General features: G+C 71.5%; 22 protein-coding genes. 9 read left to right on the top strand and 13 right to left on the bottom strand.

The features are described 5' to 3' along the window. Nucleotides 1-66 precede the first annotated feature (66 nt). The 3 genes from IE325_RS06115 to IE325_RS06105 all read left to right on the top strand — a co-directional run bounded on the left by IE325_RS06115 (nt 67) and on the right by IE325_RS06105 (nt 4,520). Complete coding sequence (locus IE325_RS06115) at nt 67-780, top strand: FadR/GntR family transcriptional regulator (RefSeq protein WP_190068676.1); 714 nt, start codon at nt 67-69, stop codon at nt 778-780. 180 nt (nt 781-960) lie between these two features. Next, entirely contained in the window at nt 961-3,312 is a 2,352-nt protein-coding gene (locus IE325_RS06110) for a glycosyltransferase (RefSeq protein ID WP_190068675.1), read from the top strand. Then, nucleotides 3,309-4,520, top strand: coding sequence for an acyltransferase family protein (locus IE325_RS06105; protein WP_229911682.1), 1,212 nt, complete (start codon nt 3,309-3,311; stop codon nt 4,518-4,520). The genes IE325_RS06110 and IE325_RS06105 overlap by 4 nt, the downstream gene beginning before the upstream one ends. A gap of 162 nt (nt 4,521-4,682) precedes the next feature. Here the strand turns inward: IE325_RS06105 and IE325_RS06100 are convergent, their stop codons facing one another. After that, nucleotides 4,683-5,744 (bottom strand): MerR family transcriptional regulator, encoded by a 1,062-nt coding sequence (locus IE325_RS06100; protein WP_190068674.1) that lies wholly within the window; start codon nt 5,742-5,744, stop codon nt 4,683-4,685. Nucleotides 5,745-5,880: 136 nt separating this feature from the next. On the opposite strand from IE325_RS06100, the gene IE325_RS06095 reads away from it, so the two are divergent. Beyond that, a complete protein-coding gene (locus tag IE325_RS06095) occupies nt 5,881-6,759 on the top strand; it encodes an ATP-grasp domain-containing protein (RefSeq protein ID WP_190068673.1) in 879 nt (292 codons plus the stop codon). Between the two features lie 3 nt (nt 6,760-6,762). Here the strand turns inward: IE325_RS06095 and IE325_RS06090 are convergent, their stop codons facing one another. The 10 genes from IE325_RS06090 to pgfA all read right to left on the bottom strand — a co-directional run bounded on the left by IE325_RS06090 (nt 6,763) and on the right by pgfA (nt 18,977). After that, nucleotides 6,763-7,362, bottom strand: a complete 600-nt coding sequence (locus IE325_RS06090; RefSeq protein WP_190068672.1) for a hypothetical protein — start codon at nt 7,360-7,362, stop codon at nt 6,763-6,765. After that, nucleotides 7,328-8,131 (bottom strand): FkbM family methyltransferase, encoded by an 804-nt coding sequence (locus tag IE325_RS06085; RefSeq protein WP_190068671.1) that lies wholly within the window; start codon nt 8,129-8,131, stop codon nt 7,328-7,330. The genes IE325_RS06090 and IE325_RS06085 overlap by 35 nt, the downstream gene beginning before the upstream one ends. Then, a complete protein-coding gene (locus IE325_RS06080) occupies nt 8,128-8,337 on the bottom strand; it encodes a Trm112 family protein (RefSeq protein ID WP_190069207.1) in 210 nt (69 codons plus the stop codon). Before IE325_RS06080 ends, IE325_RS06085 begins: the two co-directional genes overlap by 4 nt. A 2-nt stretch (nt 8,338-8,339) precedes the next feature. Then, nucleotides 8,340-9,263: a hypothetical protein gene (locus tag IE325_RS06075; protein WP_190069206.1), complete on the bottom strand. Its 924-nt coding sequence runs from the start codon at nt 9,261-9,263 to the stop codon at nt 8,340-8,342. Between the two features lie 15 nt (nt 9,264-9,278). After that, nucleotides 9,279-10,016 carry a class I SAM-dependent methyltransferase gene (locus IE325_RS06070; RefSeq protein WP_190068670.1) on the bottom strand — a complete coding sequence of 246 codons (738 nt, stop codon included), beginning with the start codon at nt 10,014-10,016 and terminating at the stop codon, nt 9,279-9,281. Next, the gene (locus IE325_RS06065) at nt 10,013-11,401 is read right to left on the bottom strand and encodes a condensation protein (RefSeq protein ID WP_190068669.1); all 1,389 of its coding nucleotides are present in this window, start codon (nt 11,399-11,401) and stop codon (nt 10,013-10,015) included. The genes IE325_RS06070 and IE325_RS06065 overlap by 4 nt, the downstream gene beginning before the upstream one ends. Beyond that, nucleotides 11,398-15,780 (bottom strand): alpha-(1->3)-arabinofuranosyltransferase, encoded by a 4,383-nt coding sequence (locus IE325_RS06060; protein WP_190068668.1) that lies wholly within the window; start codon nt 15,778-15,780, stop codon nt 11,398-11,400. Before IE325_RS06060 ends, IE325_RS06065 begins: the two co-directional genes overlap by 4 nt. Continuing rightward, nucleotides 15,777-16,454 (bottom strand): class I SAM-dependent methyltransferase, encoded by a 678-nt coding sequence (locus IE325_RS06055; RefSeq protein WP_190068667.1) that lies wholly within the window; start codon nt 16,452-16,454, stop codon nt 15,777-15,779. Before IE325_RS06055 ends, IE325_RS06060 begins: the two co-directional genes overlap by 4 nt. 142 nt (nt 16,455-16,596) lie before the next feature. Beyond that, the gene (locus IE325_RS06050) at nt 16,597-17,751 is read right to left on the bottom strand and encodes a glycosyltransferase family 4 protein (RefSeq protein WP_190068666.1); all 1,155 of its coding nucleotides are present in this window, start codon (nt 17,749-17,751) and stop codon (nt 16,597-16,599) included. 239 nt (nt 17,752-17,990) lie between these two features. After that, nucleotides 17,991-18,977, bottom strand: coding sequence for a cell envelope lipid trafficking protein PgfA (pgfA, locus tag IE325_RS06045; protein WP_190068665.1), 987 nt, complete (start codon nt 18,975-18,977; stop codon nt 17,991-17,993). Nucleotides 18,978-19,176: 199 nt separating this feature from the next. Between pgfA and IE325_RS06040 the strand changes: the two genes are divergently transcribed. Both IE325_RS06040 and IE325_RS06035 read left to right on the top strand, forming a co-directional pair. Further along, on the top strand, nt 19,177-19,347 hold the full coding sequence (locus IE325_RS06040; protein ID WP_190068664.1) for a hypothetical protein: 171 nt from the start codon (nt 19,177-19,179) through the stop codon (nt 19,345-19,347). A gap of 26 nt (nt 19,348-19,373) precedes the next feature. Then, nucleotides 19,374-20,585 (top strand): PucR family transcriptional regulator, encoded by a 1,212-nt coding sequence (locus tag IE325_RS06035; RefSeq protein ID WP_190069205.1) that lies wholly within the window; start codon nt 19,374-19,376, stop codon nt 20,583-20,585. Here the strand turns inward: IE325_RS06035 and IE325_RS06030 are convergent. Together IE325_RS06030 and IE325_RS06025 are read right to left on the bottom strand one after the other, a co-directional pair. Continuing rightward, entirely contained in the window at nt 20,573-21,427 is an 855-nt protein-coding gene (locus IE325_RS06030; RefSeq protein ID WP_190068663.1) for a hypothetical protein, read from the bottom strand. The two genes, IE325_RS06035 and IE325_RS06030, sit on opposite strands and share 13 nt — an antisense overlap. A 67-nt stretch (nt 21,428-21,494) precedes the next feature. After that, on the bottom strand, nt 21,495-22,076 hold the full coding sequence (locus IE325_RS06025; protein ID WP_190068662.1) for a DUF2269 domain-containing protein: 582 nt from the start codon (nt 22,074-22,076) through the stop codon (nt 21,495-21,497). Between the two features lie 175 nt (nt 22,077-22,251). Here IE325_RS06025 and IE325_RS06020 point away from each other — a divergent pair, with 175 nt between their 5' ends. The 3 genes from IE325_RS06020 to IE325_RS06010 all read left to right on the top strand — a co-directional run bounded on the left by IE325_RS06020 (nt 22,252) and on the right by IE325_RS06010 (nt 24,448). Next, nucleotides 22,252-22,716 carry a hypothetical protein gene (locus IE325_RS06020; RefSeq protein ID WP_190068661.1) on the top strand — a complete coding sequence of 155 codons (465 nt, stop codon included), beginning with the start codon at nt 22,252-22,254 and terminating at the stop codon, nt 22,714-22,716. 101 nt (nt 22,717-22,817) lie between these two features. After that, on the top strand, nt 22,818-23,591 hold the full coding sequence (locus tag IE325_RS06015) for an IclR family transcriptional regulator (protein ID WP_190068660.1): 774 nt from the start codon (nt 22,818-22,820) through the stop codon (nt 23,589-23,591). Next, nucleotides 23,588-24,448: an SMP-30/gluconolactonase/LRE family protein gene (locus IE325_RS06010; RefSeq protein WP_190068659.1), complete on the top strand. Its 861-nt coding sequence runs from the start codon at nt 23,588-23,590 to the stop codon at nt 24,446-24,448. Before IE325_RS06015 ends, IE325_RS06010 begins: the two co-directional genes overlap by 4 nt. Nucleotides 24,449-24,455 lie beyond the last annotated feature (7 nt).

Raw genomic sequence — 24,455 nt, 5'->3', positions numbered from 1 at the left:
AAATTGGCTCAGCCACCGGTCCAGTCACCGGTCCCGGTGTTACGCTCCCGGCGAGAGGGGGACCCCGTGACCGACGCCCTGCGCCCCATGACCAAACAGCGCCTGTACGAGCAGGTGCTGGACCGGTTGCGTGCCTACGTCGCCGAGGGCGGCCTCGGCGCCGGGGACCGGCTCCCGACCGAGCGTGACCTGGCCCAGCGGCTCGGGGTGAGCCGCGCCTCCGTGAAGCAGGCGATCGTGGTCCTTGAGGTGCAGGGCCTGGTGGAGGTACGCCACGGCGGCGGCACCTACCTGGTCCGGGACAGCCTCGACGTCGAACCGGTGGACCGCATGGTCGAGCGCCGCCGACGCCTCCCTGACGTCCTGGAGGCCCGCGAGGCCCTGGAGACGAAACTCGCCGAACTGGCCGCCGAGCGCCGCACGGAGGACGACCTCGCGGCGATGCGCTCGGCCCTCGCGCACATGGCGCAGGAGATCGCCGACGACGCCCACGGCGTGGAGGGCGACCGCCTCTTCCACGCCGCGGTCACCGCCGCCGCGCACAGCAGCATCCTCGCCGAGTTCATGCGCTCCATCGCCGACCAGATCGCCGAGAGCCGCACCGAGTCCCTGCGCCAGCCCCACCGCCCCGCCCGCTCCCTCGCCCAGCACCAGGCCATTCTCGACGCGATTGCCGACGGCCACCCCGCCCGCGCGGCCACGGCCATGCGCCGGCATGTCCGTACGGTGGCGAAGGTGCGGTTGCTGGACTGGGAGCCGGACGAGGAACGCCAGCCGTAGGTTCCACGCCGCCCGCTGTTCTCACACTCCGTCACACGTTTCCCTTCACCTCCTTGGCATGGGCACGTAAAGGCAATCAAGCTTTTACACCGGCGCAGGTGTGGCGTCACGGCTCCCGGCGAGGCTAGGTAGCGACAAAAGGTCCTCCCCCCACATCCGAACAGGATTGGACCCACATACATGACCACCGAACTGAGGCGCGCGCCGGCGCCCCGGAACACTCCCGGCTGCCCGCCGACCGACGGGCCGCCGCAGAGTCACGTCCTCGCGGTCGGCACCCCCGGCCCCCGACGCGAAAAGCTCACCCGCACCCTCGAATCCACCGGCTACACCGTCACCCACGCGGTCCCCGGCGACATCGGCCGCAGCGTCCGGCAGACCCCGCCCGACGCGATCGTCGCCCTCGACGGCCAGGGCGGTGTCGAGCAGGCGCTGGCCGTCGTACGGGAGATACGCACCGCACCCCAGGGCCAGGTGCTGCCGCTCGTCATGGTCACCGCCGACCGTGAACCCGACGGTGTAGCACGGCTGTTGCACGGCGGCGCCGACGACTGTCTCCCCGAGGCCGCCGAACCCGTCGAGCTGTCGGCGCGTATCGCCGCGAAGCTGCACCGCGTCCCGGTCCCCGTGGAGCGGCTGGCCCTCGACCCCCGCACAGGCCTGTACTCCGCACCCCATTTCCGCGCCGAACTCGACCGCGAACTGTGCCGCCCCGGCAACCGTCCCGGACGCCGCGCCGGTGTCCTCGCGGTGGTCGGCGTGGCCGAGGCGGAAGCGCTGGAGGAACGGTTCGGGCCGCGGGTGCGCCGCGAGGTCGCCGAACGCCTCGCTGCCGTCGCCGAGCGGCTCGGCAACGGCAGCGACCGGCTCGGCCGCGACGAGGAGGGGCGCCTCCTCGTCCTCCTGCCCGGCGTGGACGAGGAGGCCGCCCGCCGTGCGCTGCAGGAGTTCGCCAACGCCGTGGCCGGCACCCGGTTCGTGGTCGCCGACGAGAACGTACGGCTGACCCCGGCCGTCGGCTGGCTCCCGCTCACCGACGCCGACGACCGTGCCGTGGACCGGGCGGGCGACGCCGTCGCCGAGGCGCTGCGCCACCGCGACCTGCGCCCCGTGCGCTACGAGCCCTGGATGCGGGCGGCCGCCCCGCGCGGCGGCACCCGGAAGTTCGTACGCCCCCTCCTCCTCGCCCTGTCCCCCCTGCTCGCGCTGCTCATCGGCGTGGGCGTGCCGTTCGCGCTGTACGAGCAGACGTACGCGGTGCTGGGCTGGGACATCGCCTCGCCGGTCTACTGGGTGGTGGTCGCCGGACTGGTCCTCTCCGCCTCCCTCATCCTCCTCGAATGCCTCTTCTCCCTCGACGCGCCCACCCGGCCCACGGCGCCCGCACAGCCGTACCCGCCCGCGAGCGCCGTCATCGCCGCCTACCTCCCGAACGAGGCCGCGACCATCGTCGACACCGTCGAGTCCTTCCTGCGCCTCGACTACCCGAACGACCTCGAGATCGTCCTCGCCTACAACACACCCGAGGCCCTGCCCGTCGAGGACACCCTGCGCGACATCGCCCGCCGCGACCCGCGCCTGGTCCTGCTCCCGGTCGCCGGCAGCACCTCCAAGGCGCAGAACGTCAACGCCGCCGTCAGCCGGGTGCGCGGCGAGTTCGTCGGCATCTTCGACGCCGATCACCACCCGGCGCCGGACGCGTTCCGGCACGCCTGGGACTGGCTGTCCCACGGCTACGACGTCGTCCAGGGCCACTGCGTCGTCCGCAACGGCGACAGCTCCTGGGTGGCCCGGCAGGTGGCCGCCGAATTCGAGGCGATCTACTCCGTCAGCCACCCGGGCCGCACACGCCTGTACGGCTTCGGCATCTTCGGCGGCTCCAACGGCTTCTGGCGCACCGACCTGCTGGCCCGCACCCGGATGCACGGCTCGATGCTGACGGAGGACATCGACTCGACGCTACGCGCGTTGACGGAGGGCGCCCGCATCGCCACCGACCGGACCCTGATCTCCCGCGAGCTGGCACCCACCCGCCTCAAGCCGCTGTGGAACCAGCGCTCCCGCTGGGCCCAGGGCTGGCTCCAGGTCTCCCTCCGCCACCTCCGCCAGGCCCTGCGCAACCCCGCCTTCACACTCCGTCAGAAGACGGGACTCGTGGTCCTGCTGGGCTGGCGCGAGGTACAGCCCTGGCTCTCCCTCCAGATCCTCCCGATCCTCCTCCACTCGGCCCTGCGCGCGGGCGGCGCGGACCGCATCAACTGGGCCACCCCCGCCTGCCTGGTCGCCTTCGCGTTCACCCTGTCGGCGGGGTTGGTCCAGACGGCGTTCGCGGGCCGTCTCGCCGTACCCGAACTACGCCGCAGGCGCGGCTGGTTCTGGCGGCACGCGCTGATCTCGACGGTCTTCTACACCCACTTCAAGAACGTGGTGGCCAGGCAGTCGCATCTCAAGGAGCTGCTGGGGGACAGGCGTTGGCGAGTGACGCCACGGGCGGCGGCTGCGGCTGCTTCGGGGGCGGTGGGCGGCGAGTGACGAACACGCCCAAGCCCTCGATGCGCAGCACCGAACTCCAGGGCTACCGAGGCCTGGCCGCCCTCAGCACGGTCATCTTCCACGTCTGGCAGCAGTACTACATCTACGACGCCCAGGGCGCCCACCCACCGATCGACAGCCCGTACCTGGGCGCACTGATCTCCCTGGAGGTCATCGACCTGTTCTTCGTCATGTCGGCGTACCTGCTGACTCTGTCTTACGCCCGAGCCGCGATAGACGGCGAAGACCGCACCCGCCCGAGGAGAGACTTCCTCTTCCGCAGGGCAACACGCATCCTCCCGCTCTACGTCCTGGCGGTGCTCCTGGTCTGGTCCCTGCGTAACCCGTCCCTCCCAGGCGACTGGCGCGACCTGCTGGAACACCTCACGTTCACACACGTCTTCGACCAGAAGCGCATCTTCTACACGCTGGGCCCGACGTGGTCGCTCTCACTGGAGATCGCGTTCTACGTCACCTTGATCGCCGTAGGCCCGGCGGCGATCCGAGCCTGCCGCCACCTGTGCACCCGCCGAGCCCGGGTCCTGCTGTGCGCGTCGGGCTGCGCGGCGCTGTACCTGGCGCCGGTGGCCTGGATCGCCGTAGCCCACCACGCCGTAGGCGTCCCGCACACCAACTGGCCGGTGTACTTCGGCCCGCAGGCCCGCCTGGGCGGCTTCGCGGCGGGAATGCTGCTGGCGGTGCTACTGGTGGCACTGGGCGAACGGGGCCGGATGGGCAGGCGCTGGGCGACAGCGACGGCACTGACCGCGGCGGCCGGCCTGTACGCCCTGTCGTACCACTCCGACCCGGAGAACACCTGGCACACCTACTACCACCCCCTGGCCGCCCTCCTCTGGTTCGCCCTCCTCTACGGCACACTCCACGTCCGTACGACGTCCCGCCCCCGCTGGCACGCCCTGCTCCGCTCCCGCTGGCTCACGGGCGCGGGCCTGGTCAGCTACAGCCTCTACATCTGGCACGAACCCCTGATGCTGGCCCTGTACGACGCCGGCGCCCTACCCCGCTCCCAGGCGGCCTTCCCGATGGCGGCACTATTCGTGGTCGCGGCCGGGGTGCTGGTCGCGACGGTGAGCTACTGGGCGGTGGAGTATCCGGGGAGTCTGCTGGCGGGGTTGCGGGACAAGAAGGGCAGGCCGAGGGAGTTCTATCCGGAGCCGACGCCGGAGCCGGAGTCGGCGATGCGGTGACTGTCTGGCACTGGCGGGGCGACGACGTGGGCTTCAGGGCAGTTGCTTCAGGGTGCCGCTGGTGGACGGCCAGGTCGGCGAGGGCGTCGCGGTGCACCAACCCACGACGCCCTCGGCGAAGCTTCGATCCCGCCGTACTCGGCCGTCGCACAGGCGGATCGGTCAGGCCACCCCCTCCGTCACGTCCGCCACCACACAACTGACGTTGTCCGGGCCGCCGGCCTCGTTCGCCGCGTCGATCAGGGTGTGGACGGCGGCGTCGGGGGACGGGGCCGTGCTGAGGACGTGGCGGATGCGGGCGTCGGGGACGACGGAGGTGAGGCCGTCGGAGCAGAGGAGGTAGCGGTCGCCGGGTTCGGTGTCCTGGAGGCGGAGGTCCGGGGACGTGGGGGTGACCGGGGTCAGGCATTTCAGGAGCAGGGCGCGCTGCGGATGGGTGACGGCCTCCTCCGGTGTCAGCCGGCCCTCGTCGATCATCGACTGGACCACCGTGTGATCGTCCGTGATGCGGAACAGGGCGCCGTCGCGCAGCAGATAGGCACGCGAGTCCCCGATGTGCACCAGGGCCAGCCGGGAGCCCCCGGTCAGCAGGAGGGCGGTCAGGGTGGTGCCCACCTCGGGCTGTCCGTCCGCCGCGTCCCGGACCGCCTCGCTCGCGCCCCGTACCGCGTCCTCCAGCAGATTCAGCACGTCCCCCGCCCCGGGCTCCGCCGTCTCCAGGAAGCGCAGCGCCTCCACCGCCGCGCTGCTCGCGGGCGCGCCCGCCGGGCCGCAGCCGTCGGCCACGGCGAGCAGTCGGGGGCCCGCGTAGGCGGTGTCCTGGTTGGCGGGGCGGACCCGGCCCCGGTCGGAGTGGGCGCAGTAGCGGAGTTCCAGCATGGTGGTGTCCTTCCTCGTCGGTGGTGTTGTCAGGTGGTCGATGAGGAACCCGGCCAGGTCACGCCGTACGGCCGTCTCGGCCTCGACCCGCGTCCAGTACGCGCGGACCGCCCGGGCCGCGGCCTCCGGCTCCAGCGCGCACACCTCGCGGATCCGGGCCAGCGGCATGCCCAGCCGGCGCAGCCACGCCACCAGACGGGCCGCCTCGAGCTGGGCCGGCGCGTAGTACCAGTACCCCGTGTCGGGGTCGACCCGCGCAGGACGCAGCAGGTCCAGTTCGTCGTACAGCCGCAGGGCCTTCGGAGACAGCCGGCAGGCTTTGGCGAAGGCGCCGATGGTCAGCATGTCGTCGCGCACCCCTTTCGGTTCCCGCCACCGATGCTGTGGCTTCACCAAAGGTGAAGGTCAAGCGGCCCGCCCCGGTTCCGGAGGCGCTTGTTAGCCTGCGAAGCGCCGACCCGCCCCACTCGGAGGAGCCCCCGTGCCCCGCATAGCCCTCGTGACCTGCCGTCCCGGCCCCGAGATCTCCGTCGACCGCGACCTCCCCGTGCTGGTGGCGGCGCTCAGGGCGGCGGGGGCCGAGGCGGACTCCGTGTACTGGGACGACGAGACGGTCGACTGGGGCGGCTACGGCCTCGCCGTGATCCGCTCCACCTGGGACTACAGCTGGCGGGCGGCCGAATTCCTGGCGTGGGCGGAGCGGTGCGGCAAGCTGACCCGGCTGGCCAATCCGGTGGGCGTGGTGCGCTGGAACGCCGACAAGCGGTATCTCGGCGACCTCGCCGAAGCCGGGGTGCCCGTGGTCCCCACCCGCTACTTCCCGCCCGGCGACGGAGTCGACGGCCTCCCGGTCGACCACGAGTACGTCATCAAGCCCACCTCCGGCGCGGGCGCCCGCTTCGCCGCCCGCTACACCCCCGACGAGCACGAGACGGCCGTACGCCACCTCACGCGGATGCACAAGGAAGGCTTCACCGCGATGGTGCAGCCCTACCTCAACAGCATCGACACCACCGGCGAACGGGCCCTCCAGTTCTACGGCGGCCACCTCCTGCACGCCAGCCGCAAGGGCGCCGTCCTCACCCCCGGCACGCCCTACGACGACCGCAAGACCGCCCACCCCGACCTACGGCCCTGGACCCCCACCCCGGCCGAACTCACCACCGCCGAACAGGCCCTGACCGCCGTACCGAACCCCACAGGACTCCTCTACGCCCGCGTGGACCTCGTCGACGGCGAAGACGGCCAACCCCGCGTCATGGAACTGGAACTGGTCGAACCGAACCTCTTCCTGTCCCTGCACCCGGCGTCGGTTCCACGCGTGGCGGAGGCGATCCTGGCGGCGGCCGCCAACCCCTAGCCGCTAGCCGTTGACCGCCACCCGCTGCAGCAACCCCCACGTGAACTCGGCCACCACCTCCCGCCGCACCCCCTCCTCGTCCGGCGCCATGAAGGCCAAGCCCCACCTCGTCGGTGCCGTGCCCTCCAGGGGGCGGGCAGGGGCGAAGGCTCGGGCCGCCTCGTCCACCGTGCAGGACCAGGGGGTGAGGTCGGAGAGGGTGTGGAGGGCTGGACCCTTCGCTCCCGGGGTGCGGATCAGCCACTCGTTCCACACCGTGCCGTTGGGGGCCAACAGCACCTCGAAGCGCAGGTCGGGCCAGAGGGGGAGCGGGAACAGCCAGGCCTCGCAGTCCAGGTCGCCGATCCTGCGGGGGACGGTCGACTCGGGTGGGCCCAGGACCGAGCGGTAGCGGGCGGCGGCGGGGCGGGACCGGGGGGAGTGGAGCATCGCCTGCCAGCGTTTGTTCGCCTCGCGCATCTCGGCGAGGGACGCGTCCAGTTCGCGGCGGGCGTCCTCCACCAGGCCGGGGTTGTGGTCGGCCATGCGGCGCAGCAGCACCAGCTGGAAGTCGCGCGGAGTGAAGGGGCTAGCGGCGGGCTTTCCTGAGGGCATGTGTTCCATGGTCGTCGATCGGGCGGCGGCCGTCGGGCAGGAAGAGGACCGAATTGACGTAGCGCGGGCCCCGGAAGGGGAGCACCCGGCGCAGCAGACCCCGGGTGACGACGTGCGCGGCCTCGGCCTGGTGGGCCTCCAGCGGGAAGGACGACAGGGGGACCCAGTCGCGGCTGGGCAGGACCCAGCCGTCGTAGCCGAGGAGCGAGAGGTACGTCAGCACCGGCGCTATCGGCTGGATACGGGACTCCAGCTCGATGAACAGGGCGGGCCGGTCGCGGGCCAGGGTGCCGGTCGCGCCGCGCAGCACCGCGAGCTCGCTGCCGTCCACGTCGACCTTGATGAAGTCGACTTCCTTCAGGCCCAGTTCGTCGAGGGTGACACAGCCGACGTGCAGGGCCGTGGCATGGATGCTCCGGCGGACCAGCGAGGACACCCCACGGTCGCCCGCGTCGTGCGGCGGCAGCCAGAGCCGGGCCGTGCCGGGGCGCTCGGCCGCCGCGGCCTGGACGACCCGGACATTGGGCGGGGCCGTCGCCGCGAGGAGCCGCGCGAGATGCGGGACCGGCTCCACGGTCACCACCCGGCGGGCCCGCCGTGACAGCCGGCGCGTCCACGGGCCGTACCATCCGCCGACGTCCACGGCCGTCCCGCACCCGGCGGGGCACAGCTCCGCCAGCCGGGCCAGCTCCGGCTCGAAGCGCGGGTACACGGCGCGGGCGACCGCCGCGACCAGACGGGTGGGCAGCAGAGGGGCGATGTGCGCGGCGAGGGTCATGGGGCCATCCGTTTGAGGAGTTCCTCGTGTTCGTCGTCGGAGACCTGCTCCCCGGAGGCGGGCAGCAGTTGCGGGATGCCGTCGACGATCGGGTAGCGGCGGCGCAGCCGGGGGTTGTACAGCGCGTCGTCCTGCGCGATGAGATGCAGCGGCCCCTTGTCCAGGGGACAGGCCAGGATCCGCAGGAGCGGGTCGTCGGACTTCATGGTCATGGTGGTGTCAACTCCTTGGCTCCCACGGGTGGTTGAGGGGACGATGGCTCCTCGGGGCGGCGGTCGTGCCGCGGCATCGACATCAGTACGGCGAGGGAGAGCGTCGTACCCGCGACCCGCAGCGCCAGCCGCAGCGGATCCTCGGGCAGCGCCTCGCCGAACGACAGCGTCCCGAGCACCGCCGTGTACACGCAGGTCACCGTCGTGCACACCGGCACGATCAGCGAGGCCCGGCAGCGCTGCAGCGCCGCCTGCGACATGACCAGCCCGAACGCGCCGGTGAAGAGGAGGAGATACGGGTACGGGGAGCGGAGCAGGTCCAGTACGGCGCCGCCGACTCCGCTCGTCGTCAGATGGCTCGACACCCCCTTGATCGCCAGCGAGCTCACCCCGTACAGCAGCCCCACCGCCACGCCGTACTCGACGCCGGTCGTCGGCAGCCGGTGCCGGTGCCGGGTCCTGCGCTCGGCGGAGTTGTACAGCCAGACGCCCGCCGCGAGCGACGGCACGCACACGAGGAGGATGAGGGGGTAGGGGGCCGCCTGGCTGACAGAATCGGCGCCCTCCCGTAGCGACAGCACAACCATCAGCAGCGCGGCGAGGATCGCACCGAGCGCGTACCGCTCCCGCCCGCTGGTCTCCTCGCCCAGCAGCCGCGCGGACAGCAGCACGAGGAGGACGAGCCCGGAGACGAAGATGCCCTGCGCGGCGGCGATCGGCAGGGTGCGGTAGACGACGAGCTGGGCGGCGAAACCGGCCGCCAGGGAGAGGGAGCCGCCGATCCACAGCGGGCTGCCGAGCACCAGCCGCAGCAGCCGGGCGGGCTGCCGGATGCTCACCTGAGGCAACGCGGTGAGCGCCCGCTTCTCCAGCACGAAACCGAGGCTGTACAGGGTGTTCGCCAACAGGGCCGCGCCCACTCCCCACCACATGGCCTACTTCTTCCTGGCGTGCAGCAACAGGATCGACGCGAGCGACGGCCGGGCACAGGCCAGCCGGTCCAGGGGCCGGAGCGGACGCGGCACACCATGGAAGGGCGCACCCGCGAGCCGTACCACCTCGAAGCCGGACGCGGCCACGAACTCCCGCAGCGCCCGCGCCGTGTACAGCCGCAGATGCCCTACGACCTCCCGCCCCGGGCGCCCGTGGATCCCCCGCAGACTGACCTCCGAGAACACCGGTTGCACACCCGCCAGCAGCAGGGCGCGGTTGTACCAGGCGGCCAGATTCGGCGTGGACAGCATCAGATGGCCGCCGGGGCACAGCACCCGCCGGATCTCGTCCAGGGCGGCGTCCGGGTCGACGAGATGCTCGATCACCTCGCTGAACAGCACGGCATCGGCGGAGCCCTCGCGCAACGGCAGCCCGCCGTCGGTGAGTTCGCCGCGCACGGCGTACGGGATCCGGGTGCGGGCCCTGCGCAGGGCGTCCTGGGACCAGTCGATGCCGACGATGCGGTGGCCGGTGAGGTAGGGGGCTGCGGTGGCCGCGGCGGTGCCGTCGCCGCAGCCGATGTCGAGGATGGTGCGAGCGCCCCCGGCTGCGGCCGGTCCCAGGGCCTCGGCGAGCATGCGGGCCTGGCGGCGGCTGCGGGGGGTGCCGGAGGCGACGGGGACGGCGGGGTTCTCGTAGAAGTCGCGGAGGTCCTTCGGGGGTGGGGCGGTCGTCGTCACTCGGTCACCTCCGTGGAGTGCAGGTAGTGCTCGAACAGGTCCCGCAGATGGGCGCCGTCGCCGTGGCCGAGCAGGGTCCGCGACCAGCGCAGCGCGAGGTGGAGGCGGCCGGCTGTGGAGGCGGTGGTGACGGTGAGGCCGCGTGGCATCCGGGCGGGCGCCGAGAACCACACGGCGTGCGCGCGGCCGGCCTCCTCGCCGAAGTCCAGGGGGTACGGGATACGGCCGATGTTGCTGAGGAGGGTCGTGGAGGTCCAGGGCGCGGCGGCTCTGCGCAGACCTCGGGTGAGGGCGGCGCGCCAGGGGACCGGGGTGATCGGGGCGGTGAGGAGGGCGGCGCCGTGGCCGAGCTGGGGGCGGGGGACGGACTTGAGGGCGCGGGTGCGGGTGCCCGTGCGGTGGAGGAGGGCCGGCATGTCGGCGGGGCCGTGGTTCGCCAACTCCTCGGGTGTGAAGGGGACTTCGACCAGTCGGGTGCCGTTGCCGATGGGCATGGTGGCGTCCCGGGGGCGGTCGTCCACGGGCATGGTGATGCGCAGGGGGCGGGGGCGGGCGCCGTGTTCCCTGTTCCAGTGGGCGATGGTCAGGGCGGTGGTGATCATGAGCTGGTCGTTGACTGTGTAGGGGGAGCCCTTGGGGCGGTGGGGGAGGGGGAGTTCGGTGACGAGCATGCCGTTGCCCGGGGACGGCTCGGGGGTGCCCTGCGCCACGCGTGCGGGGGGAGACCAGTTGGAGGGGGTCTCTTCGAGGGGTGGCGATGCCTCCGTCGTACGGACGGGGGCGGACGCGGGGGAGTTGTCCCTGCCGCCGTAGAGCTCGGCGGCGGTGGCCAGGACGCGGAGGCAGGCGGGGCCGTCTAGGGCGGTGTGGTTGATGGTGAGGAAGAGGACGGTCGTCTGTACGGCACGCGCCTGCGGCTCCTCGGCTCCACGTGACCGCACCCCCACGGCATCGCTCGCCTCGCTGCCCTCGACGGTCCCCGCCCCCTCCACCACCTCCAGCCTGATCGGCGGCGACAGGGACAACGGCGGCGCCTGGGTGAGCGCCCGGGTCCGGGCGTCCCGCAACGCGTCCCTCCCCGGCGCCGGAAAACTCACCACCTCCACGTCCGGCTCCGCCGTCAGCTCCCACTCGTACCGACGCCGGTACCACCGCCCCGGCGCCTCCCGCATCAGAATCCGAGGATGCCGACGCAACGCCTCCCCGAACGCCGCCCTCAGCCGCCCCGCATCCAGCCGCCCCGCCAGATGAACCTCGATGTGCACCGTCTCCGGCTCCTCCTCCTGAAGACAGTGCCGGGCGACTTCGTCCACGACGGGGAAGGGGATGCGCGCGGGCTGTGGGAGCGGGCCTTCGGCGCGGGCGGGGTGTTGGAGTGCGGTCATGTGGGCTGGCCCTTCCCGGGGTTGTCGGGTGCGTCTTCGGGAGGCGTCGGCCGGAACCGCGGCTTACGTGGTGCGATACGCGCCGTCGGCGGATCGGGGTCCGGCCCGCCGGGCCCGCGCGCGGACACGGTCGGCCCGGAAGCGGGCTGCTCACCCAGGGGACTGGCGCCCCGCTCCCGATGCGGCAACGGCTGCGTCGGAGGCTCCGGCGCGACGGTTCCGGGGCCAGGACCCCCCGTCCCCTCAACCGCCCCCACCGGCTCCCGAACCCCCACCACCGCGGCGAACAACCCCACCAGCGCCAGCAGTTGAGCCACCGGCCCGAACGCGCCCTCCCCGGCCCCCACCGGCTCCCCGGCGCCCACCGCCGCGGCGATCCCCGCTCCTGCGAGGGCTGCGAATGCGAGCGGTACCAGGAGGGTGTGCCTGCGCCATGCCAGGAGGGCCAGGGCCGGGACCAGGAGGGCGAACCACCCGGCGATGAACACGGCCACCACCGTCACGGTCAGCGTGCCCAGCCAGAGGCCCGGCAGGGGTGGGGTGGGCTGGGGTTCGTCGGGGTTCGGGGCCCGGCGGCGCCACAGCACCAGGCCGATCAAGAGAGCCAGCGCGACCGCGCTGCCGATCAGGCCGCCCTCGTAGGTCACCGCGGGCTCGTAGGACAGCTTGACCGTGCCGCCCGCGCCCGCGGGGACGCGCCAGCCCTGTTGCCAGCCGTCGAGCCGGACCGGGGTCAGTTCCTTGCCGTTCAGGGTGGCGTGCCAGCCGTCGTTGAAGTTCTCGTACGTCGTCAGATAGCTCGCCGCGCCCGACCCGACGGTCACTGTGCGCAGGTCGCCGAGCCAGTCCCGTACGGCGAGGTCACGTGTCGCGGTCGTGGCCTCGGTGACCGTGCCGCGGGTGAGCGTCAGGTCGGTGAGGGTGAGCGGGCCGGCGTCACCGGCCTCCACCGAGTGGTTCCCGGCCGGCAGTTGCAGCCCGGCGTCCTCCCGGCCCCGCTGGCAGAGCGTGACGTCCACCTGTCGACGCTCCGTCAGGTCCCGTACCGTCCCCTTCACGCTCGTCGGGTACAGCTCCCCGTCGACCGAGACCACCGGCCCCTTCCCGCACGGCAGTGAGAACGGCCGTGAACCGCCGGGCTGCGGGGTCCGGTACTGGTCGAGGGCCGGGACGTACGCCTCCGTGAGCCCCACCGGCAGTCGCAGATCCTCGCCCACCATCGGGTTGTAGAGGGTCAGCGGGGCCGTCTCGGTGATCGTGATGTCGAGGCGGTCGGTGGTGATGGGCGGGAAGCGGACCCAGCCGTTCTCGTCGACCCCGGCGATCACCGCACCGTCAGGGGAGCTGATGTGCACCTCGGTCGGGCGGGTCGCGAGCCCCCCGGCAGGGGCCAGGACGATCTCTCCGACCGCCTGCTTCCCCGGCCAGCTCAGATGGATCGTCGGACGGTCGCCCGCGATCCACGCCGTGGTCAGGTCGCCGTCGGTGAGGTTGCGCGGGGAGAGCCCCGCGCCCAGCCGTGCCGTGGAGTCGGCGGTCGCGACGATCCGGTTCCGCTGCTCCGGCGCCACCTCGTACAGCAGCTTGTCCAGCTCCTCACCCGCCACCGGCACCGCATTCGCCCGTACCTCGTACGTCCCGGCGGTGGAGGTGGTGAACCGGCGGTGCAGACCGGCCTCCGTGCCCGTCGGCGACAGACCCGTCGGGTCGGCCGCGCGGGACAGGGACACGATCTCGGCGGCGGCCCCGGACTTCCCGGCGTCGGTGGGCAGCCGCAGCAGCCGCGTCACCTGGACGTCGGGCAGGGCGATCTCGGAGAAGCCCGCCCCGGTCAGCCCGGCCCGCCGGGACACCGACTCCGTGATCGTCAGCTTCATCCAACTCGTCGCACCCGCAGGCGCCTTGACCGACTGAGCCGTACCGTCCGGCCGCAGGAAGGAACTCACCGCCCCCTTCTCGGTCTCCACCCGCACCCGCGTCGGCGCCTCCCGCACACCTTCCTGCGGCAGCGGAGTCACCTTGAACGACGACGGCATGTCATACGACCCCCCGGACCCGCCCGCGAAGGCGATCCGCAGCCACTCACCGTCCGGCGAACCCTCGGAACCCTCCGTCCACGCGGTGTCCGGATTGCCGTCGAAGGCGTTCACCGGGTCGAACTGCGGAAGATGGAAGAGCCAGCTGCCGTACGAGGACGCCGTCACCGACCGCGCCCCGCGCAGCTCGGCGACGGTCTGATGGCCGAGGCCGGTGCCGGGCAGGATCTGATGCGGTTTCTCGCCCGCGTCCTGCGCGGCGTCCGGCGCGTTGCGCTCGTCGCGGGTGTACGTGTACGACGTGTTGGCGTTGACCAGGCCGAAGCGCGTGTCCGCCCGCCGCAGCCCATCGCCCACCACCTGCACCTGCGGTGAGCCGAGCCCGGGGTGATTGTCGCCGGTCAACACGCTTGCCCGGCCCCGCAGTTCGGACGCCAGCGGCAGCAGCGCCTCCGGCCCGCCGGACACGACGGCCGTATCGGCGATCGGCCGCACCCCGGCCTGATGCGGACGCGGCACGTCCTCGCTCGCCGGCTGATAGATCTCCACCGCCCGCTGCCGTGGATACAGCCCCTCCACCTGGAGCGGGGTGCCCTCGGCTATCCGTCCGCCGGTCATCACCGGCCCGATGCCGGTCACGCGCTCGTACCCGGACTGTTCGAGGCTCCGCTTCACGGTGGTGGTCGGGGTGGCCCCGATCTGGTCGGGATCGAGGTCATTGCGGACGACGACGTAGTAGATCCCCGCCCGGCTGAGGAAGTCGGCCAGCCCCGGCACCTGGCCCCCGCTCACCAGCGCCTGCTCCACGGCGTCCATCGCCCGCCGGTTGCCGGGCGTGCCGAAGGGGACGTAGTCCCGTTGGGCCCAGCGGGAGTCGGCGAGGACGTCGAGGGGCTGGTCGATGGTGGAGCCCCAGGTGTAGATGCCGTGCGCGGTGGCCGGGACGACGAGGGCACGGGCGTCGGGGGAGTACTTCTTCATCCAGTCGGCCGTGCTCTGCCAGTACTGGGGGATCTCCTTGAAGGAACCCGGGTTGAGGATCGAGCCGTTGAGATACGGCCACATCAGTCCCGGCAGTACCAGTACGGCCGCGATCAGCGGAGCGAACCGCCGCCCCGGCACCGGCCGCGCCCCGCGCGCCTCGGCCGCCACGCCCACCAGATGGACGAGGCCCAGCATCAGCGCCAGGGCCAGCCCCGTCTGGAACTTGTAGATGTTCCGGAAGGGGACGAGACCGCCGTTCAGCCAGTCCTGCACCACCCCGTGGAAGGGCGCCCCGAACCTCCCGCCGTACCCGGCGAGCAGGATCAGCGCGACCGTCACCACGGTCAGCACCAGCCACCGCCGCTCCGGCATGTCCCGCCGTGCCAGCCCCGCGAGACCGAGCCCGGCCGCGAGCGCCGAGCAGACGATCACGACGACCGCCGAGGCCACGGTCCATCCGGCCGGCAGCCAGGCCTCCCCGAAGTGCAGATAGGCGACCCAGTTCCCGCCGCCGCGCAGCGCCTCCGTCGCCGACATGGTCTCGGTCGTGGTCTGCGAACTCTCCACATAGGGAAGGAAGTTCTCGCCGTACGTGCCGAGCAGCAGAAGCGGTATCACCCACCAGGCGGTCGCCAGGATCACCCCCGGCACCCACCACGCGATCAGCTTGCGCTGCCGGGGCCCGGCCGGACGGGACAGCAGATACAGCCCGACGGGAAGGAGCGAGGCCAGCGTCGAGGCGGCGTTCACCCCGCCCATGAACGGAATGATCAGCGCCGACCGCAGCGCAGCGACCCGCGCCGCGTACCGCTCGTTCGTCAACGGCAGCAGCACCCACGGCAGAAACGCACCCGGCAGCGCGGCAGCGGACGTGGACCCCACGACGATCGTGAAGACAGGCCAGAGCGCGTACACAACGGCACCGAGGAGCCGAGACCCGCCACTCCCCAACCGCAACCGCTCCGCCAGCCGCAGCGCACCCCAGAAGGCGACCGACACGATCAGCGACAGCCACAGCCGTTCCGCCAGCCACACCGGCAGCCGTACGACATCCGCCAGCCAGTAGAACGGCAGCATCGGCCACAGATAGCCCGCGTACTGGTCCTGGATCCCGCCGAAACTGCCCTGGTCGTGCCACAACTGCCCGAGATCGGCGAGGAATCGTCCCGGATCGACCGTCACACCCAGCTTGGTGTCGAAGGTCTGCCGCCCCGGCTGCACCGCGAGGAACAGCACGAACACCACGGCCCAGAACCCCAGCAGCCATCGCCGCGACCGCGGCCCCTCCGGGGGCCCCGAGGCGGGCACGGAGGTGGGCACGGCTGCCGGGGGAGGAGCCTGGACCGTGGTCGTCGTCATGGTGGACACCGCCTGAGGATGAGGAGGAGGTTCCAGGTGGCGAACTCGCGGATGCCGGGCACTTTTACGACTGTCTCCGCGAGAAACGGCCAGTAGCGGGAGCGCGCCGAGACGATCGCCACGTCGTCACGGGCCCGCACCTGCCGCAGGGTGCTGCCGATGTGCACGGCGAAGAGGTTCTCGCCGAGGGTGTGCTTGGCGTCCCGTCCGGTACGCCGCCGATAACGTGCACGGGCCCGCTCGGCACCGAGGTAGTGCCAGGGGGCCCACTCATGACCGCCCCACGGGGACAGCCAGTTGGTGAACGACACATAGATCAGCCCACCGGGCCGCGTCACCCGCGCCAGCTCACTGACGAAGGTCTGCGGATCGGCCACATGCTCCAGCACATTGGAGGAGAAGGCGACGTCGGCGACACCGTCGCGCAGGGGCAGCAGATAGCCGTCGGCGACGATGGTGGCCTCGGAAGGCTTCTCGCCGAGTTCCGCCGGATCCGGTTCGAAGAGGTAGGCATCCGCACCCCGACGCCGAAACTCCTCAGTGAAGTACCCGCTGCCACCACCGACGTCCACGACGGTTCGCCCGGCGACGGGCCCGCCGTACGCCTCGACTTGGTCGGCGGCATCACGGGCGAGGAGCGAATAGCAGCCTTCGGGATCGTCCTGCTCATGCATGAAAGCACGGAAGAGGGTGACAGAGCGGCGGAGAGACGGATCGTTGAAACTCCGGTAGGGCGATGCCGTATAGGGGCGCGGGGAACTGCCCGACCAGCCACGACGAACCGGCAGCCGCGAGCGGTCCTCACCACCCCACCCCTTAGGCACCCGCACCCCTCACCGCCTCACCGGCAACCGCCAGAAACTGCCGAACCGTCCGATCCCAGCGATAGCGCGCGGCCCGATCCCGCGCCGCCTTCCCCATCAACTCCCGCCGATGTGAGGACAACGCGAGCGTGCACCACGCAGCGGCGAACGAAGACTCCCCGTGCGCCAAAACCCCCGTCTCCCCGTCCACGACAGAGTCCCGAAGCCCAGGCACATCAAAGGCGACCGTCGGCGTCTCCCGGGCCGCGGCCTCGGTGACGACGAGCCCCCACCCCTCGATCGCGGACGGATGCACCAGCAGCCACGCCGCACACAACAGCCGGTGCTTCTCCGCCTCCGAGACATGCCCGGCGAACTCGACGCCGTGCCCGGCGAGCCGTTCCAGCCGCCCGCGCTCGGGTCCGTCCCCGACGATGACGAGCCGCCCGCCGGTCACCGGCCGCACCCGTTCCCACAGCCGCAGCAGCAGATCGATCCGCTTGTACTCGACGAGCCGCCCGACGGCCACGAACAGCGGCTCGGGGGAACGGTCACCGAGGGGCCCGGGCTCCTCGACTCCGTTGTGCACGACACGGATACGGTCCCGTTCGACCCCGATCCCGCGCAGCGCGTGCGCGGTGGACGGCGACACGGCGACCAGCAGACCCTGCCGCTGCACCCCGGTCAGCGCCCAGTGCTCCAGTCTTCGGCCGAGCCGGGCGGCCGGGGCCATCGCGCCACCGAACCGCATCTGCCAGAGATCGGTGTGCACATGGTTGACCAGGCACAAGGTCGGCCCGCGATGCCAGACGGGGGCGAAGTACGGCATCCCGTTGCAGACCTCGACCAGCAGATCGCAGTCACCGACCTGACGGGCGAAGGCGGATCTGGCGCGCAGATAGTGGCCGTAGGAGCCGCCCGCCGAGACGACCCGGTAGTCGCGGTAGGCCGCGGGGCCACCGCACAGCAGGGTGACCTGGTGGCCGAGCCGGGTGAGGCCGTCGGCGAGGCGGTCGACCAGCAGCTCGGAGCCGCCAGCGGAACGGTTGCTCAGGTCACGATGGGCGAGAAAAACGATTCGGCGCGGATGTGGGGGGTGCGCCGGAGGGTGGTGCTGCGATGCCCAGGGGAGCGTGGCATGCAGCGGGGAGGGCACGTGCTGGGGCATGGGTGCTCCAACTCGTCTCAGGGTGCGGAACTCAGCGTGGGGGAGGGAGGGTTTGGGTTCCTGTGGGGGGATTGGAAGGATCTTGGCTCATTTACGGTTATCCTGCGCCTGCTTACGGTCATGTTGCGGGGGCTGTGGACAGGCTGTGTCCGGGTGGGGTGGGACAGTTTTCGCCCAGCCGTTCGCCACGGCTACTCACCGGCGTGACAATTTCCGGCTTTGTTAGAGCTGACGTCACGTCACATTGTGAGTGAGGGCTGGGGCATCTCGACCGTACCGGGAGCTTCCGGGCGCTTTCGGCCTCGTACCACCAAAACGACACCCACCACCGCAAGCACGAATCCCGCACCGGCCGTCCCGATGGGCAGGATCTCGCCCACCATGCGCAGCTGTCCGCTGTCCCGCTCGGCCTGCCGTACGGCGTCCTTCTGGGTGGCCGTGGTGAACGCGATCTTCTCGCTGTCCAGCAGCACCGCCGCGTCCTTGTCGCCGCCGGGCGCCCGCAGGGTGCGGCGCGGGCCGGTCTGGGCGTAGATGACACGGCCCGTGGCCTGGTCCACGACCAGCTTGAAACCGTGGTTGGAGTACCACTCCTCGGCCAGTACCTGCGGGCGGTCCGGCTCGCCGATGATGCTGCCGGGGACCAGCCGGGTGCCGGTCTTGCGGGGCGCGACCGTGGCGGTGAACCGGTAGCCGGTGTAGCCCTGGATCTTCTCGGTGCCGTCGTAGCGCATGGTGACCGTGGTCCCGCCGGTGTTGTCCCACCACTGGTAGGAGCGCTTCTGCACATCGAACGGGAACTTCAGATATGCCTCGCCCTCGATGTACGGCTTCTCGCCACAGCAGTGCACGGGCCGGGTGGTCTTCCGGTCCATCACCCAGCGGTGCGGGGCGAAGTCCAGCGCGTCATGCGGATCGGCGGCCGGCAGCGACTTGTCGGTGTCGACGGTCGTGATCACGTCCCAGACGGCGTCACCGCTGCGCTCGCTCGCCGCGACATCGCCGCGCACCCGCTGGGTCACGGTGATCGTCTGGTCCGGCACGGTCTCGATCTTGTCGGTGTCGAAGACACTTCCGGTGCCTTTGTAAACGGCCGTGGTGTCGATGTCGATCGGGTTCACGGCGGCACGCGGGGTCACGTACCAGGCCAGCAAGGGCGCCAGTACCAGCAGAAATGTGCCGAGGCCCAGCAGAATCAGGGACAGGGGAGAGGCTGTACGGCGCATCCGGCACTCCTGGGGGGTTGACGCATGGTCGATGCTCGTTCGATGCCTGGCCGTTCTTGGGCCGGGAACCGTAGGCGTCCATTGACGGAGTGTCAATGTCTTGACGCGCCGACCCGCCTTGTCGAGACTGGGCCCACAGGCAGGGGTCGGGCAGGCGACCGGGGTGGGGACGACTCCGGACAGAGAGGCTGACCCTGCGATGTCCAGACTGCTCGCCGCCACACTGACCGTCGCGCTCGCCGCCGTACTCGCGGTGGGTGCCGCGTTCGGCGTCGTCGCGCTGCTGGAAGCGACTCCCGACCAGCCCAACACCCCCCTGATCACCTACGAGCAAGCGGGTCAAGCGGATCGAGCGGGTCAGGGGAACTGACCGTGGCCACCACGCGCTCGCCCGCCATGACGCGCTCGGCGTGGCACGACGTACCCCGCTACCAGGTCCGCCGCTTCGCCGAGCTGGCCATGGCGGACGCGCCGAACCTCGCCGAGGAGATCCTGCGCGAGATCCAGCGCGAGTACCCGCATCTGCCGGTCGTCCTCGACGAGTCGGGTGAGCCGATGGCCCTGGTCGGGATCCGGCGGGCCATCGAGGTGTTCGTGCAGCACCTGGAGAAATCGGAGGGCCGCCCCAGCGTCCCACCGGGCGTCTTCCAGGAGTTCGGCCGCGGCGAGGGCCTCAACGGCCGCTCGCTCGACTCCCTCCAGGCGATCTACCGGATGGGCGTACGGCTGGCCTGGCGCCGTTTCGCCGAGATCGGCCAGCGCGTCGAGATCCCGCCGCCGGCGATGTACGAGCTGGTGGATGCCGGGTACGAGTACCTGGACGGCTTGGTGGACCAGTCGGTACGCGGCTACGCCGAGGCGGCGGCACGCCAGGCCGGCGAACGGCTGCGCCTCCAACGCCGCCTGATGGAACTGCTGTTGGCCGAACACCACCGGGGCGACCCGGCCGACGCCCTCTCCGAGCGGGCGGCCCGGATCGGCTGGCCGCTGCCCGAGAAGGTCGCCGTGGGCGTGCTGCTGCGCCCGGCGCGGGAGGCGCTGGCCCCGGCCGTGGGGCAGGGCGTGCTGCTGGACCTGGAGTACGAGCAGCCCCGCATGGTCGTCCCCGAGCCGGACGCCGCCGGCCGCCCCGAGCTGCTGCACCGGGCCCTGTGCGGCTGGTCCGGCGCGATCGGGCCCCCGGTCCCCCTCTCCGACGCGGCGAAGTCACTGCGCTGGGCCGAGGCCGCCGTACGCCTCATGGAACGGCGGCTGCTGCCCGCCGGTGAGGTCCTGTACTGCACCGAGCACACCGAGGCGCTGGTCCTGCTGCAACCCGAGGAACTGATCGACGACCTGGCGCTACGGTGCCTGGCCCCACTGGAACAGTGCGGACCCACCCACGGGCGGCGGCTCGCGGAGACGTTACTGGCGTGGCTGGAGACCAGGGGAGGGGCACCGGAGGTCGCGGCCCGCCTGGGGGTCCATCCCCAGACGGTCCGCTATCGGCTGCGCCAGATCCGGGAGCTGTGGGGCGAGGAGATGGACGACCCGGACCGGCGGTTCGAGCTGGAACTGGTGCTGCGGGCCCAGCGGTTGAGGGGCGCGCTGGGGCCTCAGAGGCCGTAACGGCTCTTCAGATGGCGCCAGAAGTCCCGGAACATCCACTTGTCGAACTCGGTGATCTGGGCGGCGGAACCGGCCTTCATGAGGAAGCAGCACTGGCCGGTAGGGGTCCAGTCGTAGAAGTCGTCGAGTCCGAAGGTGTGCCCGACCTCGTGCAGATAGATATGGATGTTCTCCTGGCCGAGCGCGGACGTGAAGTACTCCTGCCCGACCCGCTGCCCCCAGTCGCCGCCGGCCCCGCCCTGGAAGCCCTTGGTCAGCCAGAGCGACTGGTCGTAGTGCCGGGCCGCGCCGCCGGGGCACCTGGAGTAGTTGCCGTCCTGGTGGAAGAAGCGTCCGCAGTCGGGTGCGCACTGCGGGGCGCCCTCGCTGTCCAGCATCCCGGCGTAGATGTCGACGGAGTTGTCGCTCCACTGCAGGGTGGACCGGTTCTTCACGGCCCAGCCCACGATGTTGACCGGTACGTTCGGGTACGGCCAGGCGTTGGTGCCGGTGCCATTGCTCTCGACCATGGCGGCCATCCACTTCCCGAACTGCTTCTTCAGATCCGCGTGGATCCGGTCGCGCAGGGCGGCGCTGACGGGGGCGTCGGACTCCCAGCGGACGCAGTAGTTGACGCTGCCGCGGTTGGCCATGATCTGGTCCCAGCCGTAGTTGCGGAAGCCGTAGAGGTCGGGGTAGGTCGACTCGACGTGGTTCCAGACCTCGCCCAGGGGCTGGACGAGGTGCGCGGGCGGATTCCACTGCTCGGCGGCCTGCGCCGGGGTGGCGGTGACGGCCGGTGCGCCGATCAGCGCGACGATCGCGGCGAGCACGGCACCGAGCCGGGCCAAGCGTGTGCGCATGGCGAACTCCCTTGGTGGGGGACGGGACTTCGCCTTGATGTCGCCGCTGGACGGCCGGAGGTTGCCGTCACGCCGCCTGACGGGCGGACTCACTGGCACTGCCGACCCGCCGACGGGAACGGGCGGAGGCGTCCCGCAGTCGGCGGCCCCGCCTCGTCAGCCCCCAGGGCTTGAGGACCGAGATCACCGTCATGAACAGATACGCGGACAGCGACACGATCGGCCCCATCATGAGACCGGTGGCATCGGGCAGCGGCTCACCCGCGGCGACGGCCGCGACGGTGGTGTCCAGGCCGGGGCGCAGGGCGAAGGTCGTGGCGGTGGTCGTGGCGAGGGTCAGCCAGAATTTGATGTACACCCACCGGTGCCGGGCCAGCCCCCACTGCGTGCCCAGGGACAGTACGAGCCCGCTGACCAGCGTGAGGAACGCGAGCGGCAGCAGCAGCCAGTCGGCGAACAGCTTCATGGCCCGCACGGACGCCTCCACGGTCACGGCGGACCCGGTCGTGGCCGCGGTGATCGCGAGCGCGAGCAGCCCGAGCGTCAGCCCGAGCCAGCCGGCCGAGGCGATGACATGAACGACGAGGGCCGCCCGGCGGGCGGGACGGCTCAGCTTCTTGGAGGATGCGGAAGCAGGAGTGGACGACATGGACAACACCGTGCCGGGCATGGCCGGCGAGCACGTCTGACGGCGGGAGTAACCGCGCGTACTGAGGTCGGCGTACCGGCGACGGCTACGACTGCTCCGACGTCGCCGATGACTTTGTCACCCGCCCCCGGTCACCACTGAGGCACCAGGCACCCGACGGGAGAAGGAGCCCCCGATGCGCCAACCCACACCCCACCCCGCCCTCCGCCGACTGGACCCGTTCATCGGCACCTGGGAGATGTGGGCCGTCGGCCGGACCGTCGGCCCCTTCCACACCGAATTCTCCTGGCTGGAGGGCGGCGCCTTCCTCGCCCAGCACACCGATCTCGGCCCCGACGCGTCCCTCCCCGGCGACTGGGGCCCGAACGCCCCCTTCCCCACCGTCGCCCTGATCGGCTACGACGACACGACCGCCGAATACACCGTCCTCTACGCCGACGGCCGCGCCGTGTCCCGCGTCTACCGGGCCACCATGACCGACCGCACCTGGCACCAGTGGCGCGCGGCCCCCGCCTTCCACCAACGCCTCACCGCCACCTTCAGCCCCGACGGCAACACGGTCGAGGGCCGCTGGGAGCAGTCGCCGGACGGGGAGGAGTGGCGGACGGACTTTGATCTGACGTATGTCAGGACGGCATGACCATTGCCGGGGTAAACGGACTTTGAGTAGCCTATGTTCGTTATTCCGATCGGCTGTTGAAATCTCGAACGCAGCCTGACACCCAAGGGAGGGGGCCGGACGTGGGACGCCTCGTACCAGCAGTGACCCGGGCTCTCGACATTCTCGAGCTCTTCCTCGACGGGGACGGCACGCTCTCCGCGCCCGACATCGTCCGCAAGCTGCAGCTGCCGCGGACGACCGTGCACGAGCTGGTCACCACGCTCGCAGCTCGGTCGTACATCGTCCAGGTCCCGGGTCAGCCGGGACGGTACCGGCTGGGCGTACGGCCGTACCAGCTCGGGAGCCGGTATGCCGAGCAGCTCGACCTCGCGGCCGAGGGGCAGCAGGTGGCGCGGTCGGTCGCGGAGACCTGTGACGAGACCGTGCACGTGGCGATCCTCGAGGGCACCGACGTCATCTACATCGCCAAGGTCGACTCCACGCACGCGGTGCGCATGGTGTCGGCCGCGGGGCGCAGGCTGCCCGCCCACTGCACATCCGTCGGCAAGATGCTGCTGGCCTCCCTCCCGGAGCACGAGCTCGGCTCCCGGATCCCCGACGACGCCGACCTCGTCGCCATGACACCGAACAGCATCACCGACCCCGGCGCCCTGCGCGAGGCCCTCACCTCGATCCGGCAGCGCGGGATCGCCGTCGAGAGCCGGGAGTCCAACCCGGACGTGTCCTGCGTCGCCGCGCCGGTGCGGGACCGGGCCGGGCAGGTCGTCGCCGCGCTCTCGATCTCCGTCCCCATGATTCGCTGGAGCGACGAGCGGCGCGCAGAATTGGAGCAGCTGGCCGCCAAGGGGGCCGCCGAACTGTCGGAGCGTCTCGGACACCGGAGCGTGGCATGAAGGCCCAGCACAAGTACGAGTACGAGGTCGCCGTCGCGGCGGAGGCGCAGCTCGGTGAGGGGCCCACCTGGGATGCCGAGCGGAAGCATCTCCTCTGGATCGACATTCTGGGGGAGCGGGTTCATACCTTCGATCCCGTCTCCGGGCGGCGGACCTCCCGTACGACGCCCCAGCACGTCGGCGCCGTCAAGCCCCGCGTCGGCGGTGGCCTCGTCCTGAACCTCCGGGACGGCGTGGCGCTGCTCGACCCCGACGACACCTTCCGCTGGCTGCACCACGAACCCGTCCCGGGCCGCCGCGCCAACGACGCCGCCGTCGCCCCTGACGGCGCCCTGTGGGCGGGCACCATGCGCTACGACGAGGCCCCGGGCGGGGGCACGCTGTCCCGGCTCACCGGCGACGGCTCGGTCGACGTCGTCCTCGACGACGTGGCGGTGAGCAACGGCACCGGGTGGAGCCCGGACGGCGGCCTCATGTACTACATCGACTCACCCACCCGGCGCGTCGATGTCTTCGACTACTCGGAGGGTGGCGTCAGTGGTCGGCGGGCCTTCGTCGAGATCGAGGACGGTGCCGGGTTCCCCGACGGGTTGACTGTGGACGCCGACGGGTGCGTGTGGGTCGCCCTGTGGGACGGTGCGGCCGTACGTCGCTACACACCGGACGGGAAGCTGGACCGGGTGATCGAACTTCCCGTGCCCCGGGTGACCGCGTGCGCCTTCGCCGGGCCCGGACTGAGCGACCTGTACATCACCACGGCCCGGGTCGGACTGGACTCGCCGCCCCCGCTGTCGGGCTCCCTGCTCGTCGTACCCGGCGCGGGGCAGGGCCTGGTCCAGCCGGCCTTCGCGGGCTGAGGAGGGC

Origin of the sequence: Streptomyces lanatus, assembly GCF_014655715.1 — a bacterium.
Classification (GTDB): Bacteria; Actinomycetota; Actinomycetes; order Streptomycetales; family Streptomycetaceae; genus Streptomyces; species Streptomyces lanatus.
Note: the sequence above shows the minus strand (reverse complement) of the source record. Positions and strands in the feature narration are given on the sequence as shown.

Excerpts from the sequence above, each read along its gene's own strand:
- IE325_RS06110 (WP_190068675.1), top strand. The coding sequence starts at position 961 with ATGACCACCGAACTGAGGCGCGCGCCGGCGCCCCGGAACACTCCCGGC.
- IE325_RS06100 (WP_190068674.1), bottom strand. The coding sequence starts at position 5,744 with ATGCTGACCATCGGCGCCTTCGCCAAAGCCTGCCGGCTGTCTCCGAAG.
- IE325_RS06090 (WP_190068672.1), bottom strand. The coding sequence starts at position 7,362 with ATGGAACACATGCCCTCAGGAAAGCCCGCCGCTAGCCCCTTCACTCCG.
- IE325_RS06085 (WP_190068671.1), bottom strand. The coding sequence starts at position 8,131 with ATGACCCTCGCCGCGCACATCGCCCCTCTGCTGCCCACCCGTCTGGTC.
- IE325_RS06080 (WP_190069207.1), bottom strand. The coding sequence starts at position 8,337 with ATGAAGTCCGACGACCCGCTCCTGCGGATCCTGGCCTGTCCCCTGGAC.
- IE325_RS06065 (WP_190068669.1), bottom strand. The coding sequence starts at position 11,401 with ATGACCGCACTCCAACACCCCGCCCGCGCCGAAGGCCCGCTCCCACAG.
- IE325_RS06060 (WP_190068668.1), bottom strand. The coding sequence starts at position 15,780 with ATGACGACGACCACGGTCCAGGCTCCTCCCCCGGCAGCCGTGCCCACC.
- IE325_RS06055 (WP_190068667.1), bottom strand. The coding sequence starts at position 16,454 with ATGCATGAGCAGGACGATCCCGAAGGCTGCTATTCGCTCCTCGCCCGT.
- IE325_RS06050 (WP_190068666.1), bottom strand. The coding sequence starts at position 17,751 with ATGCCCCAGCACGTGCCCTCCCCGCTGCATGCCACGCTCCCCTGGGCA.
- pgfA (WP_190068665.1), bottom strand. The coding sequence starts at position 18,977 with ATGCGCCGTACAGCCTCTCCCCTGTCCCTGATTCTGCTGGGCCTCGGC.
- IE325_RS06040 (WP_190068664.1), top strand. The coding sequence starts at position 19,177 with ATGTCCAGACTGCTCGCCGCCACACTGACCGTCGCGCTCGCCGCCGTA.
- IE325_RS06035 (WP_190069205.1), top strand. The coding sequence starts at position 19,374 with ATGACGCGCTCGGCGTGGCACGACGTACCCCGCTACCAGGTCCGCCGC.
- IE325_RS06030 (WP_190068663.1), bottom strand. The coding sequence starts at position 21,427 with ATGCGCACACGCTTGGCCCGGCTCGGTGCCGTGCTCGCCGCGATCGTC.
- IE325_RS06025 (WP_190068662.1), bottom strand. The coding sequence starts at position 22,076 with ATGTCGTCCACTCCTGCTTCCGCATCCTCCAAGAAGCTGAGCCGTCCC.
- IE325_RS06020 (WP_190068661.1), top strand. The coding sequence starts at position 22,252 with ATGCGCCAACCCACACCCCACCCCGCCCTCCGCCGACTGGACCCGTTC.
- IE325_RS06010 (WP_190068659.1), top strand. The coding sequence starts at position 23,588 with ATGAAGGCCCAGCACAAGTACGAGTACGAGGTCGCCGTCGCGGCGGAG.